Genomic DNA, 13,735 nt, shown 5'->3' on the forward strand with positions numbered 1-13,735 from the left:
TCAATTTCCTGCAAGCTGATGGAGCGCGGTAATGACGCGGGTTGCGTCGTCATGCGTCATGTCCGGGAAAAGAGGGAGTGAACAAATACGCGCGCTGTTCCATTCGGAGTTCGGGAGCGAGACTTCAGGGAAACGCTCGCGATAGTATTTTTGCGTATGAGCAGCACGGAAATGCAGACCAGTACCAATGCCTTTTGCTTTCAGCGCGTCCATTAACGCGTCACGTGAGATCCCACAGCGGGCTTCATCAACGCGAATGATAAAAAGATGCCATGCATGGACATGCGGCCAGGCTGGAATACGCAGCGGCTCGAAAGGTGTATCCGCAAGCTCCGTCAGATAACGTTCAGCGATTTCGCGACGGCGCGCGTTGGCTTCGCTCAATTTACCCAACTGGACCAGCGCCAGCGCGGCGTTGATATCCGCGAGGTTGTATTTATACCCCGGGGAGATAACTTCTGCCTGCGGCGCGCGGCCGTGAGTCTGGCGGTCATAAGCATCAACACCAAGCCCGTGGAACTTGAGACTGCGGATACGCTGTGCCAGTTGTTCGTCGTCCGTCACCACTAAACCGCCTTCCGCGCAGGTCATGTTTTTGATCGCGTGGAAAGAGAAGATAGCGGTACCCTGCCAGCCAACATGGCGATTTTTGTAGTAAGTGCCTGCTGCGTGGGCTGCATCTTCAATAACAGGTATACCGTGACGTTCGCTTATCGCGTGAATTGCATCGATATCAAAAGGCGCACCCGCATAATGCACGGGGATGATGGCTTTGGTACGGGGAGTAATAGCGGCTTCGATGGCCTCTGGCGTTACCATCAGCGTGTCTTTGTCGACATCGATCATCACGGGTGTTGCGCCCAGCAGCACAATCATATTGAGGGTCGACACCCAGGTTAGAGAAGGGGTAATGACTTCATCACCGGGGCCAATGCCCATCGCCATCAGCGTGACGTGCATCCCGGCGGTTGCAGAGCAGACAGCAATCGCATGACGATTCCCCGTCAGCTTACAAAATGCCTCTTCAAGCTCCTGATTTTTTGGCCCTGTGGTGATCCAGCCCGACATCAAAACGTCCTGAAGCGCCGCAATTTCCTCAGCGCCCATCGACGGTCGCGAAAAAGGCAGAAAATCAGGTGATGCTGCCAACTTACTGATTTAGTGTATGATGGTGTTTTTGAGGTGCTCCAGTGGCTTCTGTTTCTATCAGCTGTCCCTCCTGTTCAGCTACTGACGGGGTGGTGCGTAACGGCAAAAGCACCGCCGGACATCAGCGCTATCTCTGCTCTCACTGCCGTAAAACATGGCAACTGCAGTTCACTTACACCGCTTCTCAACCCGGTACGCACCAGAAAATCATTGATATGGCCATGAATGGCGTTGGATGCCGGGCAACCGCCCGCATTATGGGCGTTGGCCTCAACACGATTTTCCGCCATTTAAAAAACTCAGGCCGCAGTCGGTAACCTCGCGCATACAGCCGGGCAGTGACGTCATCGTCTGCGCGGAAATGGACGAACAGTGGGGATACGTCGGGGCTAAATCGCGCCAGCGCTGGCTGTTTTACGCGTATGACAGGCTCCGGAAGACGGTTGTTGCGCACGTATTCGGTGAACGCACTATGGCGACGCTGGGGCGTCTTATGAGCCTGCTGTCACCCTTTGACGTGGTGATATGGATGACGGATGGCTGGCCGCTGTATGAATCCCGCCTGAAGGGAAAGCTGCACGTAATCAGCAAGCGATATACGCAGCGAATTGAGCGGCATAACCTGAATCTGAGGCAGCACCTGGCACGGCTGGGACGGAAGTCGCTGTCGTTCTCAAAATCGGTGGAGCTGCATGACAAAGTCATCGGGCATTATCTGAACATAAAACACTATCAATAAGTTGGAGTCATTACCGAAAATCACTCATTATTAATTTCCTTGCTGTATTAAAGGCGTCATCTTTTACTGCGCTGTCGTAATGGGCAGCTCAATGGGATCATGCAAGATGGAATTTAAATAAATACCAAATAAAATTTAGTCGTTGCTTCATTTATGTCAACAAACCATCAACTAAGGCAAAGTAGTCCTCTTTTCTTAGGAAAAAATTAAGACACAGCTAAATTACAATGAGATTAACAAGAAGGGGAAGCGAAAAAACCGTTTAACAACATAAAGATAGATGGAATCTCTGTTTTTTTGAATTTTTTGTGATTAGGCTCACGGCAAATTAAGGCTGTATTTCACTTGATTGCAGGGAAAATAATAAGAAAAGTAAATAAATGCTCAACCAAAATAAGAATTCCGGGCATTTCGCCTGAAAAACGAAATCACCCGGGAACTTTCTAAATAAGTGAATTGTCGCGCTTAGTTAAGATTAGCAGGGAAATCATCCGGCAATTCACTGGCAGCACAGGCAATCACCGAGTCATTGTTCGCACCGCAGTCCCGCACAAAGGTAATGGTCGCAAACTCATCAATCACTTCAGTAGGATACGCCGGCCCCTGGTCACGATACGCATTCATCAGTGGGATATGATCATTCTGGAAACAGATCGTTTTTTCCGGGTTATTAATCACCCAGCGCGGGAAGAAAATCGTACCGTGGAAGAGTTTGTCACCCAGATTCACAATCAGGCTAACATCCGTACCGGTGGGTTCAGTCCAGGAAATTTTATAAATACTCTCACCCACCCTCACGATATATGCCTGCTGGTCTTTTACCCAACGGTTCGCCACGATGCCGCTGTGAATGCGGTAATCCAGCGTGGTGTCATTTTTCACGTAGATCTCGTAGTTCCAGCCATTATCGTAGGTGTAGACCAGGTGTTTACCCACAAAGCCGCTCAAATCATGTTTGTCGAAGGTGCTCATAATGTGTCTCCTCTGTTTTGATGAGACGATCGTACTCCTTCAAAAAATGGATGAATAACGCTATGTTTGAATCAAATTCATTCAAATTTTAGATACGTTATGCACAAGACAACGCTGGAACAGTGGTCACTACTGGAGAAAGTGGTAGAGCTTGGCAGCTTTGCCAGAGCGGCAGAAGAGACCGCCCGCAGCCAGTCCTCCGTGAGTTATAACCTGTCTTTATTGCAGGAGCGGCTGGGAGTGGCGCTGCTGGCGCCGGAAGGTCGACGCGCGGTATTAACCCCTGCCGGAGAATTGCTTCTCAACCAGGTAAAGCCGCTGCTCAAGGCTTTTTCGTACGTCGAAACACGGGCGGCAACGCTGCGCAACGGGATGCGCACGCGGCTGGACCTGGTCGTAGACAACATTTTCCCGCGCCGCCGTCTGTTCGCCATTTTGCGCCAGTTCCAGCAAATGTACCCGCAAACCCAGGTAAGGCTGACGGAGGTGCTGGAAAATGCCAGCTCGGATATCGTCAATAATGAAGCCGATGTCATGGTGTTAACCCGCCGTCAGGACATCACCGGGCTTGGCGAATGGTTGATGAACATTGATTTTGTTGCCGTCGCCCATCGCGATCACCCCTTATTTGCGCTCAATACGCCGCTCAATGACGAGATGCTACGTCCGTGGCCACTAATTCATATTGCAGATAACCAGCCTGCCGCCAGCACTGCCGGAGAGTCGTGGACATTTTCGACCATCGATGCCGCGATTGAGGCCGTGATGTATCAGGTGGGCTATGGCTGGTTGCCGGAGGAACGCATTCAGAGCCAGCTTGAACAGGGCGTGCTTAAAATGCTGCCACTGAGCCACGGTACGCGCCGTGCCACGCCTCTGCACCTGATCGTAAAGCGCGCCCTGACGCCGCTGGACGAGCAGGTTGAAACGCTACTGCGCCTTTTTAGCCCACCCCGGTAAACCTCAACTGCTACGCTTTAAGGTCTGAACTTTGAAAACCACAAGGAGCAGACAATGAAAATTGATTTTACGGGCAAAGTTGCGCTGGTCACGGCCTCCACAGGCGGCATTGGTTTTGCCATTGCCAAAGGGCTGGCCGAAGGCGGCGCGGAAGTGATCATCAACGGGCGTAGCACCGAATCGGTCAATAATGGGATACAGCAATTACAGCAGGCAGTGCCGGGTGTCCAGGTGCGGGCAGCCATTGCCGACCTCAGCACCCCGGAAGGGGTTGAATCGCTGCTGAAGGTCGCAACCAGTGTCGATATTCTGGTAAACAACGCCGGGATTTACGGCCCGCTGGATTTTTACGACACCGACGATGCCACCTGGGAGCGCTACTGGCAAACCAACGTGATGTCGGGTGTACGGCTCTCCCGCGCCCTGCTGCCGGGTATGGTGCAGAAAGGCTGGGGTCGTGTGGTCTTCATTTCATCGGAATCGGCCTGCAATATTCCGGCAGATATGATCCACTATGGCGTAACCAAAACTGCACAACTCTCACTGGCACGCGGCCTGGCGAAATTCGTAGCGGGAAGTGGCGTGACGGTGAACAGCGTGCTGCCGGGGCCAACCATTTCCGATGGTTTCGCCGAGATGATGAAAGACGAAATCGAAAGAACCGGCAAATCGCTGGAACAGCTGGCGAAAGAGTTTGTGATGGCCAACCGCCCCAGCTCAGTCATACAGCGCGCCGCGTCGGTTGAAGAGGTGGCTAATATGGTGGTGTATGTCTGTTCAACGCAGGCTTCCGCCACCTCCGGTGCGGCATTGCGCGTGGATGGCGGCGTGGTGGACGATATTATCTGACCTGCTCAGGCCGAACTGCCTGCCACACGGCGGGCAGTAATAAAGTGCTCTTGCCAGTAGTTGTCGGTCAAGGTTGAAACCGTGACGCCCTGGCTGCTCGACGCATGGATAAACTGGCTATCGCCAATGTACACGCCCACGTGACGACGGTTTGGCCCAGTCTGGAAGAACACCAAATCCCCGGCTTTTAAGCGATATTGTGCCACCTGCACACCACGATGGATCTGCTCGCCTGTGGTGCGCGGCAGGTTGAGGTGCGCCGCATCGCTGAACAGGTGCTGCATCAGCGCAGAGCAATCCACCCCACGGTGCGTGGTGCCACCCCACAAATATTGGGTGCCTTTCCACTTCTGGTATTGATCAAGAATACGTGAGCGCAGCGGGCCCGTTTCCTGATGCACCAGCGCAGTCTTCGCCGGAGAAGTCGCCAGCTCGCTGTTCATGGACAACATCGACGCGGGCAGTTGAAAACTAAAGGCAGAAAAAGAAGCAAAACTTAACGAGAGTATTGAAATAAGCGATCTAAGAGTCATATCAAGAAAGAAGCAGTGAGTGAATTTTTCCTTACGCGTGGGGGCCAATGTTCCCCCGAAATATCTTTCGATGCGGTGATAATATAGACAGCTCATTTTTTACCCAATCTTTATCGGGACCAAAAATGGACTCACTTTCAGGTCGCAAGATTGATAAAAAAATGCACGTTACAGAAGGACTGATGGGGTAAAGCAGGTAAACTAATGAGCAGAATGTGTATTTCAGCTAAGACGTATTTATGACCAATATGATTGCCGACGAGGCAGTGGCCAAGTCCAACGTGCTCTCTGTCTTTGACTTTGATGGAACATTGACGCACCACGACAGCTTTATCCCGTTCCTGCGTTTTGCCTTTGGTAAACGTTACTTTGCGGGGCGCCTGGTGCGTATGGCGTTACCGACACTCCACTGCGTACGCCGTAAGCTGACGCGTGATGAGCTGAAAGAAGTGCTGATCAAAACCTTCCTGACCGGCGTAGATGAACACTGGCTGCGCCAGCAGGCCGAGGTGTTTTGCGAGAAATACTGGACGAAGCTGATGCGCCCGGCGGGTGTGCTGGCGGTTGCCGCAGAGGTCAATTCCGGTGCAGAGGTGACTATCTGCTCAGCCTCTCCGGCGCTGGTATTGCAACCGTGGGCCGATAAGCTCGGCATTAAGCTTATCGGGACACAGCTTGAAGTGAAAAACGGCAAGCTGACCGGACGGATCACCGGTAACAACTGCCGCTGTGCGCAGAAGGTCGCAAGGCTGGAAAAAGTGTATGGCAATCTGAACGATTACCATCTGCGCGCCTGGGGTGACACGCGAGGTGACCACGAACTGCTGGCGGCAGCGCAGGATCCGCACTGGCGACATTTCCATCATCCGCGTAAGCGCCGGAATTCACCGATTAAGGGTTAGTGCGCTCTGGTGCCCTCTCCTCGCCGGGAGAGGGCGAAAACAGAGCATCAGGCCGCACGTTTGCCTGGGAACATCACGCTCGTAATTATCCCCAGCGCTAACACCCCTAGCACCACAAACAGGCTGGCGGTTGCGCCAATGCTGTAACCGTGATGCCAGAAGTGATCGGTGGCATTAAGACCCAGCTTAAACGCGACAAAGAACAGCAGCAGGACCACCGCTTTCTCCAGATGCACCAGGTACTGTTTCAGCGCTTCCAGCACAAAATAGAGCGTACGCAGGCCGAGGATAGCGAACATCATCGCGCTGTAGATGATGAGCGGTTCACGGCTGACGGCGATAATCGCCGGGACCGAGTCAAACGCGAACATCACATCGGACAGCTCAACAACCGCCACGCAGAGCAGCAGTGGTGTTGCGTAACGCTTCGCCTTCTTCATGCGCCCGACCATAACATCCTGGTTTTCTGGCTTTTCAAGCTCTGCATCCACCTCTTTCTGGGTCAGGATAAACGCATTGCTGCTGATTTTCGGCCAGACCGGGTAAAAGCGCTTCACCAGACGGTAGGCCAGATGGCCGGAGTAATCTTCAACCTCGTCACTCTCTTCGTTACGTTTGAGCATCATCAGTGCCGTCCAGCCAACGACCAGCGCAAAGATGACCTCGACGTAGGGCCCCAGACTCAGCAGGCTGGTACCAATGGCGACGAAAATACCGCGGAAGACAATCGCCCCCAGTACACCCCAGTAGAGCACGCGGTGGCGGTACTTATCCGGCACGCCGAACCAGGCAAAAATCGCCATCATGACAAACAAGTTATCGACCGACAGCACCTCTTCCAGCGCATAACCGGTCAGGAACAAGCTCGCCATCTCTGCGCCATGATGCACATAGAGGAACCCGGCGAACGCCATCGCCATCATGACCCAGAAAATAGACCACATGGCGGCGCTTTTCAGCGAGACAGGTTTATCGTGACGGTGCATGAAGAGGTCGATAAACATCGCCCCGACAGCCATCACGACAAAAACAACAACGGTTTCAGTTGGGAAACCGAGATGAGCAACAGACATACACAACCCTTTTTGAAGACAAAACGCTAACCATGCAGACTGGTTAAAACCAGAAGTAGAAAAGGGTGGGCTGTTTATCAGCCTCTCACCCTCAAGGCCGCAGCCTAATCGGCTGCGCAAGGAAACGTACTTTACCTTACTACAAGGGGTGGGCGCATCTTTCGATTAGGCGCTCATTCCACGTAACCGCTGGAGCACGGCCACCAGCACCGCCACTGACCAGCCGACCATCAGGGCGCCGACCAGCCCTTCCAGCCCGCCAATCAGCCGCCAGTTTTGCGGCAGCGTTACATCGCCATACCCCACCGTGGCGTAGCTCACCAGCGAGAAGTAGAAGCTAGTGTTCCAGTCGTTAAAAGCCTCAACCAGGAAGTAGAATCCCGCAAACAGGCTGGCTTCGAGAAGATGGGCAAAGATCATTGAAATCACAATGCCGACATTGCGCAGCACAACGCGCACCGCAGAATCGACTTCCAGGTTTATGAATTTTAAAACGCAAAACATCCACAGCGAATGGATAACCACGGTTAGCGTGAGCAAAATAATGATGCTGAGTAGCTGCATGGAAGGGGCTCTGACTGAGAAAGAGAAGACTGCCCCTGCTGAACGCGCCGGGGCACCTGAACATGTTTTTCTGAGTCGAAGCTTAGTGGAAAGCCGGGGAAATGTTGGTGCAATAATTGCGTAGTGTGATTATTTCTCTGCCTGTACACAGACATTAAAGTTGTCTCCTTTAACATGAAAAAGACTTTAAAGTTGTCTACTTCTTCAGATAGACCTACTTAACAGGATACTAAGTAGGTCATCTCCTTTCTCGCGTAGCATCTCTCGACGTTCACAGCAGAGGACACGTTTCAAAATGTCATCCAAAATTTTTTTCCATTATCTGACGTTGGGTGATTTTGATGGTCAGCGAGTAGAGGCTTTAACAATGTGGGTTGCCCTGAGCAAAGTAAGGGAAGTAGATGTACCAGAAATGTACGCGTTTCCTTGCATGAAGGGGGGCATCTTAAAGCTCATTGATTAAACAAACTCACTATGCCGCTACAAACAGCCCAAAACCGTCACTTGATAACGTGTTATTTAGATAAATTAATGCTCAGGGCTTTTAGCCAAACTGTCACTTGATGTAAGAATCCAGAACCTTCAGCACAACGTCCAGGTCTTCTTCTCGTTTCTGTTCTTCACTTTCATGAACAATATGTTCAGTCAAATGTCCTTTAATCACTTCACGCAATAAACCATTCACGGCACCACGTATGGCGGCTATTTGTTGCAGTACAGCGGCACATTCGTGAGGTTCATCAAGCATTTTTTTCAGCGCAGCAACCTGCCCCTGGATCTTGCTTGTACGTGCTTTCAGTTTTTGTTTATCGCGGATGGTATGTGACATGTGGGCTCTCACTCTCCTGGATATTTTATGTAACTATACCAGCGTTATTCTACTGGGGGGTAGTATATTTTACTGGGGGGGAGTAGAATCCGGCCTACACTTAATAACCAAGAATGATTCTCATGAACGAATTTACGACACTTCTTCAGCAAGGCAACGCATGGTTTTTCATCCCCAGCGCCATTCTGCTTGGCGCGCTTCATGGACTGGAGCCCGGGCACTCCAAAACAATGATGGCAGCATTCATCATTGCTATAAAAGGCACCGTACGTCAGGCCGTGATGCTGGGTGTCGCGGCAACATTGTCGCACACTGCAGTCGTATGGCTGATTGCTTTTGGAGGGATGTATATCAGTAATAAATTTACCGCAGAATCAGCCGAACCCTGGCTACAGATGGTCTCTTCAGTGATCATCCTTGGTACGGCTTTTTGGATGTTCTGGCGAACCTGGAGCGGTGAGAAAAACTGGCTGGAGGGAATGCAGGAGAATGAACATCATCACCATGACGAAACAAGGTTGATCGATACTGGCCATGGAAAAGTTGAACTGTCCATTTTTGAAGAAGGACAACTTCCCCACTGGCGGCTACGCACTCTTAGTGGCCAAAGATGGGCTTCTGAAGATATCTCATTAACCACACTTCGGGAAAACAGTACGATCTCTCAGACTTTTGAATTTGTTGATCATGGTGATTATCTGGAGTCAACATCTCCCATCCCTGAGCCTCACAGTTTCAACGTACGTCTGTCTCTGGGACATCGTGGTCATGTCCATGACTATGATGTGGCGTTCGCTGAACACGACCATGACCATGACCACTCTGAGCTTGATGGGCTGGATGTGAATTCGAAAGAGTATCAGGACGCTCACGAACTGGCTCATGCCAATGACATAAAACGCCGCTTCGACGGGAAAGAAGTAACCAACGGGCAAATCCTGATATTTGGACTGACAGGAGGGCTTATCCCTTGCCCGGCAGCTATAACTGTATTGTTGATCTGCCTTCAGCTTAAAGCGCTTACGCTGGGTGCCACACTGGTTGTTTGTTTCAGTATCGGCCTGGCATTGACCCTCGTAACGGTTGGAGTGGGTGCGGCGATCAGCGTTCGTCAGGTCGCCAAACGCTGGAGTGGCTTCAATACCATCGCCAGAAGAGCCCCCTATATTTCAAGCGCCCTGATTGCTGCTGTTGGGATTTACATGGGTATACATGGCTGGAATGGGCTGGTGCATTAACACCGGTACTGATGACACACACTCTGGGTACTTACAAAGTACATCCTAAGCGCCACCGTTGAGGTTATGAGCAGAAAAACCCGGAATATAAAGCTGCTCTTTCCGGGACTTGTTGCTGAGGCAGGGATTAAGTAACTGATTAAATCCATTCCCATAAGACTCAATGATAAATGAAAGAATAAAAAAAACGCTCCCGAATGGGAGCGTAAGCCAGTGACTTCGGCGTCAAATGAGGGTCTAACAAGTGGAGCTGCGGGTTAATTCTGGGTGATCTGGCTGCGATGCTTTTCAGCCTGCTGCTGATGAATAACGGAAGACTGACCATTATTCGCCTTCTCGTGCACAACAGCGGCTTTTTCATGCTCGTTCATTTCTGAAAATGACGTTGCTGATTCGTTGGTGGCCCCTGGTTTGCCTTTCATCATTTTTTTATGCATCTCCGCCATGTCCTGGTGGGCAGAAGCGTTGCCGTTTTGCATCATTTCATGGGACATTGCAGCCTGATCGTGTCCGCTCATATCCATCATTGTCATACTGTCTCCCTGAACAGCGCTTTTTTCAGAGGTTGACTGCATCTGATGGGCGGGTGCCTGGGCATTATTTACCTGGTCATGCATGTTCATTGTCTCTGCAGCCATGGCGGATGAAGCGACAGCCATAATGGCAACAAATGATACAAGGATCTTTTTCATGGTTGGGTCTCCGGTGTTTTCATACCCAAACAATCAACGGCTTATAACAGAGAAAGCATTTGATCTCAGGGCGGGTTATTCATCACTCCAGGAACCAGGCGATTGCGTTATCACTCTGCTCCTGATTTATGTATGATTATAAAAAACCGCCTCTGTTTATCGCGTGACTGAATGATGACAATTTTGTCACCTTCCAGGTTTCTCCTGAAGAACGGGATTAATCCATTAACAGGCGCACTTTGAACACAATTTCCCGCCCCTGCTGTTCTGCTGACAGCTCGCCGCCGTGAGCATGAATGATCGACCTTGTAATTGATAATCCCAGCCCCGCGCCTTCCGTGTTGTAGAACCTTGATGAGTCTGCGCGATAGAACCGGTCAAACAAACGTTCCAGATTAGCGGGAACCTGGCCGGACATCGTATTCGTAATCATCACGTTCACACAGTCACTGTCACGCTCAAGGTGTATCGCTGTACAGGTGTTATCGGGAGAATACTTGATTGCATTGGAAAGCAGGTTACTGAAAGCACGTCGGAGCATATCGCTGTCTCCGGCAACAACGCCCTCTCCTTCAACCGTGATTGTCTTTCCTGTTTCGTCTGCCAGGGGCTCGAACAACTCACGTAATTCATTCAGTTCGGCTGCCAGATCCACATCATGTTTATCCAGCCGCAGCAGACCATGCTCTGAACGTGCCAGAAAAAGCATGTCACTGGTCATTCGTGACAACCTTTTCAGTTCTTCCAGGTTAGCGAATAAAATTTCGCGGTAATGCGAAACATCCCTTTCCTTAGCCAGTGCAAACTGCGTCTGCATCATCAGATTACTGACTGGTGTGCGCAGCTCATGCGCGATGTCAGACGAGAAATCTGACAGTTTCCGGAATGCCCCCTCCAGGCGATCAAACATATTATTGAACTCCTGCATGGTCTCAGAGATTTCCGGCGGAGCCAGATCGGGATTTAGACGCTGATCCAGGCTGTGTACAGTCATGGAGGAAGCCAGACTGGTCATTTCCCGTAACGGTTTCAGACCAATACGTGTGGTCAGCCAGCCCAGAAAAACAGAAATAAAGACCAGACCGATATTGAACCAGAACAGCCAGGTACTGAGTTTGTCCATAAACAGGGTGTGATACCCAGTATCCGTGGCAACCGTAATGATGACATGTTTGCTTTTACCCTGTTCCGGCGTCACGGCAACCCGCCGCGAGATACTGCGGTACACGGTGTTATTTTCTTCCGTCTGGATCATATAGTCGAGAATATCACCCGACTTATTAAGCAGGACCGCTGGAACAACAGAATTTTTGGCATAGAGTTCAACAATTTTTTCATTTTCCATGTTTTTTATAGAAATGAATAAACCATTGTGCCCTACCATCGCATCGTTTATTTTTTCTGATAATGACTTAATATCCGTTTTGTTCCGGAACGTCTCTGTTTTAAGAAACTCTTCGGTGAGCTGAAGTTTACCTGTCAGAAAATCGCGGTCCTGATTATCGAAATAGCCATTAAGGGTGCTAATCAGGATAAAACTTGATAACCACCATACCGTAAGCATCACCGCAGAAAAAATCAGGCTCAGGCGTGTGGTCAGGGAAATTTTGAACCTCACTCTTCTCTGATCTCCAGGACATATCCGGCACCGCGAACGGTATGGATCAGTTTTGGCTCAAAGTCATCATCAATTTTACTTCTCAGACGTCTCACGGCGACATCAATCACATTCGTATCACTGTCAAAATTCATGTTCCAGACCAGGGACGAGATAAGACTCCTGGGTAACACTTCTCCGGTGCGTTGCAGCAGCAACTCAAGCAGAACGTATTCTTTACCGGTGAGATGGATCTTCTTCCCCGAACGGATCACGGTCCGGCGCACCATATCAACGGTCATATCGGCGATGGTGCAGACTGTTGCGGCCTGCGAGCGTGCCCGGCGCAGTAGGGTTCTTACACGTGCAACCAGCTCCGTAAAATCAAAGGGCTTAATCAGGTAGTCATCTGCGCCAAGCTCCAGTCCTTTCACTTTGTCCCGCACGTTGTCCTTTGCGGTTAAAAACAGGACCGGTTCTTCGTGCCCGGACTCCCTCAGTGCGCTGATGATTTGCCACCCGTCGAGGAAAGGCAGCATCACGTCCAGTATTATCAAATCATACTGTCCCTTCGACGCGGCCCCGAGACCATCGCGGCCATTATTAAAGAGATCGGCCTGATAGCCTTCCTCAACCAGTCCCTGCTGCAGGTAACGACCTGTTTTTTGTTCGTCTTCAACGATTAAAATACGCTGCATGGTCAACTCGCTGATATGAAAGTAAAAATCTCACGCATGAGCTTTGGCTGTCCCCTAGCTGACCTGAGACGGAGCAAGCATTCCGAGCCACGCTACGGCGCCCAGAATGATAATCGCAACAACGAATTCTGTCAGGATGCTGTTTCGCATCAGGGCAACGCTGCGATCATAATTCCCTTCCCTGACCATAACTTCAAGCCGGGGACCCAGGTGAAACCGGTTTGCTGCAGCCAGAAGAAGCATCAGAACAAACAGAGCCGTCTTGGCAAGCAATATCCTCCCCCAGGAACTGTTGAATAAGGGAGTTAAGTTACCCTCAGCAATATACAGATAGTTGACCAGCGCACTCAGGATCAGGGCTACAACAATCACCGTTCCTGCCGTGGCAAATTTTGCCAGGGAGTCAGATATCACAATGACGCTCTGTGCATTATGCTCGTTTCTGCGCATCAGCAGGATAGCAAATGCAACCAGAGCACCTGTCCAGGCACCTGCAGCACCGAGATGGGTCAGATCGCTCAGTAAATGGAGATAGTAATGCAGACCGTCATGCATAACGGCGTGTCCTCCCCAGGCAAGTGTAGCCAGCGCCACGCCCCCACTCATCGTCATCAGCAGGCAGGACAATACTCTCTTATTAGTGTAAAGGAACAAAGCACCGAGTGTGGTAAACAGGGCACAGAGCCTGACAATCCAGCTAATACCCACATCAGTTTCTTCTATCACCATCTCGATAACATGGATGGATAATTCTCTGAGGTCAGTTACTCCACTCATGGCATTAGATACCAGGAGCATATTAATGCCAGTAAGAATGATGCCTGTAACAACAGCAAAGGTTATAAACGACCTGAAATTAGTCAGGTTATAGGTTTCATGTCTGACACCGCTTATTCCATATATCTGAAAAAATGGCAATCCAAATATTACCATCAAATCC

Annotated in this window: 15 protein-coding genes; 5 read left to right on the forward strand and 10 right to left on the reverse strand. The window is 50.6% G+C overall.

From position 1 onward, the window contains the following. Nucleotides 1-1,107 (reverse strand): UDP-4-amino-4-deoxy-L-arabinose aminotransferase, encoded by a 1,107-nt coding sequence (gene arnB / locus HV107_RS08530; RefSeq protein ID WP_182062861.1) that lies wholly within the window; start codon nucleotides 1,105-1,107, stop codon nucleotides 1-3. A gap of 83 nt (nucleotides 1,108-1,190) precedes the next feature. Here arnB and HV107_RS08535 point away from each other — a divergent pair. Next, nucleotides 1,191-1,888, forward strand: a protein-coding gene (locus HV107_RS08535; protein WP_095033700.1) for an IS1-like element IS1B family transposase whose coding sequence is annotated in 2 segments (ribosomal slippage) — nucleotides 1,191-1,440 and nucleotides 1,440-1,888 — 699 coding nt in all. Because the reading frame shifts where the segments join, the coding sequence is not laid out codon by codon here. 465 nt (nucleotides 1,889-2,353) lie between these two features. On the opposite strand, the gene HV107_RS08540 is transcribed toward HV107_RS08535, so the two are convergent. Then, a complete protein-coding gene (locus tag HV107_RS08540; protein WP_182062862.1) occupies nucleotides 2,354-2,860 on the reverse strand; it encodes a phenolic acid decarboxylase in 507 nt (168 codons plus the stop codon). Nucleotides 2,861-2,959: 99 nt separating this feature from the next. Between HV107_RS08540 and HV107_RS08545 the strand changes: the two genes are divergently transcribed. Continuing rightward, complete coding sequence (locus tag HV107_RS08545) at nucleotides 2,960-3,820, forward strand: LysR family transcriptional regulator (RefSeq protein WP_182062863.1); 861 nt, start codon at nucleotides 2,960-2,962, stop codon at nucleotides 3,818-3,820. Between the two features lie 54 nt (nucleotides 3,821-3,874). Continuing rightward, a complete protein-coding gene (locus tag HV107_RS08550; protein ID WP_182062864.1) occupies nucleotides 3,875-4,669 on the forward strand; it encodes an SDR family NAD(P)-dependent oxidoreductase in 795 nt (264 codons plus the stop codon). A gap of 5 nt (nucleotides 4,670-4,674) precedes the next feature. Here the strand turns inward: HV107_RS08550 and HV107_RS08555 are convergent, their stop codons facing one another. Beyond that, the gene (locus HV107_RS08555) at nucleotides 4,675-5,202 is read right to left on the reverse strand and encodes an NlpC/P60 family protein (RefSeq protein WP_182062865.1); all 528 of its coding nucleotides are present in this window, start codon (nucleotides 5,200-5,202) and stop codon (nucleotides 4,675-4,677) included. A 239-nt stretch (nucleotides 5,203-5,441) separates the two neighbouring features. Between HV107_RS08555 and HV107_RS08560 the strand changes: the two genes are divergently transcribed. Next, the gene (locus HV107_RS08560) at nucleotides 5,442-6,104 is read left to right on the forward strand and encodes an HAD family hydrolase (protein WP_182062866.1); all 663 of its coding nucleotides are present in this window, start codon (nucleotides 5,442-5,444) and stop codon (nucleotides 6,102-6,104) included. A 47-nt stretch (nucleotides 6,105-6,151) separates the two neighbouring features. Here the strand turns inward: HV107_RS08560 and HV107_RS08565 are convergent, their stop codons facing one another. The 3 genes from HV107_RS08565 to rcnR all read right to left on the reverse strand — a co-directional run bounded on the left by HV107_RS08565 (nucleotide 6,152) and on the right by rcnR (nucleotide 8,570). Then, complete coding sequence (locus HV107_RS08565; protein WP_182062867.1) at nucleotides 6,152-7,177, reverse strand: TerC/Alx family metal homeostasis membrane protein; 1,026 nt, start codon at nucleotides 7,175-7,177, stop codon at nucleotides 6,152-6,154. Between the two features lie 165 nt (nucleotides 7,178-7,342). After that, complete coding sequence (locus tag HV107_RS08570; protein ID WP_182062868.1) at nucleotides 7,343-7,741, reverse strand: potassium channel family protein; 399 nt, start codon at nucleotides 7,739-7,741, stop codon at nucleotides 7,343-7,345. A gap of 556 nt (nucleotides 7,742-8,297) precedes the next feature. Further along, nucleotides 8,298-8,570 carry a Ni(II)/Co(II)-binding transcriptional repressor RcnR gene (gene rcnR / locus HV107_RS08575; protein ID WP_000019951.1) on the reverse strand — a complete coding sequence of 91 codons (273 nt, stop codon included), beginning with the start codon at nucleotides 8,568-8,570 and terminating at the stop codon, nucleotides 8,298-8,300. Between the two features lie 122 nt (nucleotides 8,571-8,692). On the opposite strand from rcnR, the gene HV107_RS08580 reads away from it, so the two are divergent. Further along, nucleotides 8,693-9,808, forward strand: a complete 1,116-nt coding sequence (locus HV107_RS08580) for a nickel/cobalt efflux protein RcnA (RefSeq protein WP_001572377.1) — start codon at nucleotides 8,693-8,695, stop codon at nucleotides 9,806-9,808. Nucleotides 9,809-10,065: 257 nt separating this feature from the next. Here the strand turns inward: HV107_RS08580 and HV107_RS08585 are convergent, their stop codons facing one another. The 4 genes from HV107_RS08585 to pcoD form a co-directional block, all read right to left on the reverse strand. Next, nucleotides 10,066-10,500: a hypothetical protein gene (locus HV107_RS08585; RefSeq protein ID WP_000723070.1), complete on the reverse strand. Its 435-nt coding sequence runs from the start codon at nucleotides 10,498-10,500 to the stop codon at nucleotides 10,066-10,068. 217 nt (nucleotides 10,501-10,717) lie between these two features. Continuing rightward, the gene (gene pcoS / locus HV107_RS08590) at nucleotides 10,718-12,118 is read right to left on the reverse strand and encodes a copper resistance membrane spanning protein PcoS (RefSeq protein ID WP_001211180.1); all 1,401 of its coding nucleotides are present in this window, start codon (nucleotides 12,116-12,118) and stop codon (nucleotides 10,718-10,720) included. Beyond that, nucleotides 12,115-12,795: a copper response regulator transcription factor PcoR gene (gene pcoR, locus HV107_RS08595; RefSeq protein ID WP_001188930.1), complete on the reverse strand. Its 681-nt coding sequence runs from the start codon at nucleotides 12,793-12,795 to the stop codon at nucleotides 12,115-12,117. The genes pcoS and pcoR overlap by 4 nt, the downstream gene beginning before the upstream one ends. Nucleotides 12,796-12,849: 54 nt before the next feature. Next, entirely contained in the window at nucleotides 12,850-13,728 is an 879-nt protein-coding gene (pcoD, locus tag HV107_RS08600) for a copper resistance inner membrane protein PcoD (protein ID WP_229692861.1), read from the reverse strand. Between the last annotated feature and the right edge of the window lie 7 nt (nucleotides 13,729-13,735).

The sequence above is a fragment of the Enterobacter sp. RHBSTW-00175 genome (assembly GCF_013927005.1).
Lineage (GTDB): Bacteria > Pseudomonadota > Gammaproteobacteria > Enterobacterales > Enterobacteriaceae > Enterobacter.

Coding starts and splice junctions, on each gene's coding strand:
- arnB (WP_182062861.1), bottom strand. CDS start 1,107: ATGGGCGCTGAGGAAATTGCGGCGCTTCAGGACGTTTTGATGTCGGGC.
- HV107_RS08540 (WP_182062862.1), bottom strand. CDS start 2,860: ATGAGCACCTTCGACAAACATGATTTGAGCGGCTTTGTGGGTAAACAC.
- HV107_RS08545 (WP_182062863.1), top strand. CDS start 2,960: ATGCACAAGACAACGCTGGAACAGTGGTCACTACTGGAGAAAGTGGTA.
- HV107_RS08550 (WP_182062864.1), top strand. CDS start 3,875: ATGAAAATTGATTTTACGGGCAAAGTTGCGCTGGTCACGGCCTCCACA.
- HV107_RS08555 (WP_182062865.1), bottom strand. CDS start 5,202: ATGACTCTTAGATCGCTTATTTCAATACTCTCGTTAAGTTTTGCTTCT.
- HV107_RS08560 (WP_182062866.1), top strand. CDS start 5,442: ATGACCAATATGATTGCCGACGAGGCAGTGGCCAAGTCCAACGTGCTC.
- HV107_RS08565 (WP_182062867.1), bottom strand. CDS start 7,177: ATGTCTGTTGCTCATCTCGGTTTCCCAACTGAAACCGTTGTTGTTTTT.
- HV107_RS08570 (WP_182062868.1), bottom strand. CDS start 7,741: ATGCAGCTACTCAGCATCATTATTTTGCTCACGCTAACCGTGGTTATC.
- rcnR (WP_000019951.1), bottom strand. CDS start 8,570: ATGTCACATACCATCCGCGATAAACAAAAACTGAAAGCACGTACAAGC.
- HV107_RS08580 (WP_001572377.1), top strand. CDS start 8,693: ATGAACGAATTTACGACACTTCTTCAGCAAGGCAACGCATGGTTTTTC.
- HV107_RS08585 (WP_000723070.1), bottom strand. CDS start 10,500: ATGAAAAAGATCCTTGTATCATTTGTTGCCATTATGGCTGTCGCTTCA.
- pcoR (WP_001188930.1), bottom strand. CDS start 12,795: ATGCAGCGTATTTTAATCGTTGAAGACGAACAAAAAACAGGTCGTTAC.
- pcoD (WP_229692861.1), bottom strand. CDS start 13,728: ATGGTAATATTTGGATTGCCATTTTTTCAGATATATGGAATAAGCGGT.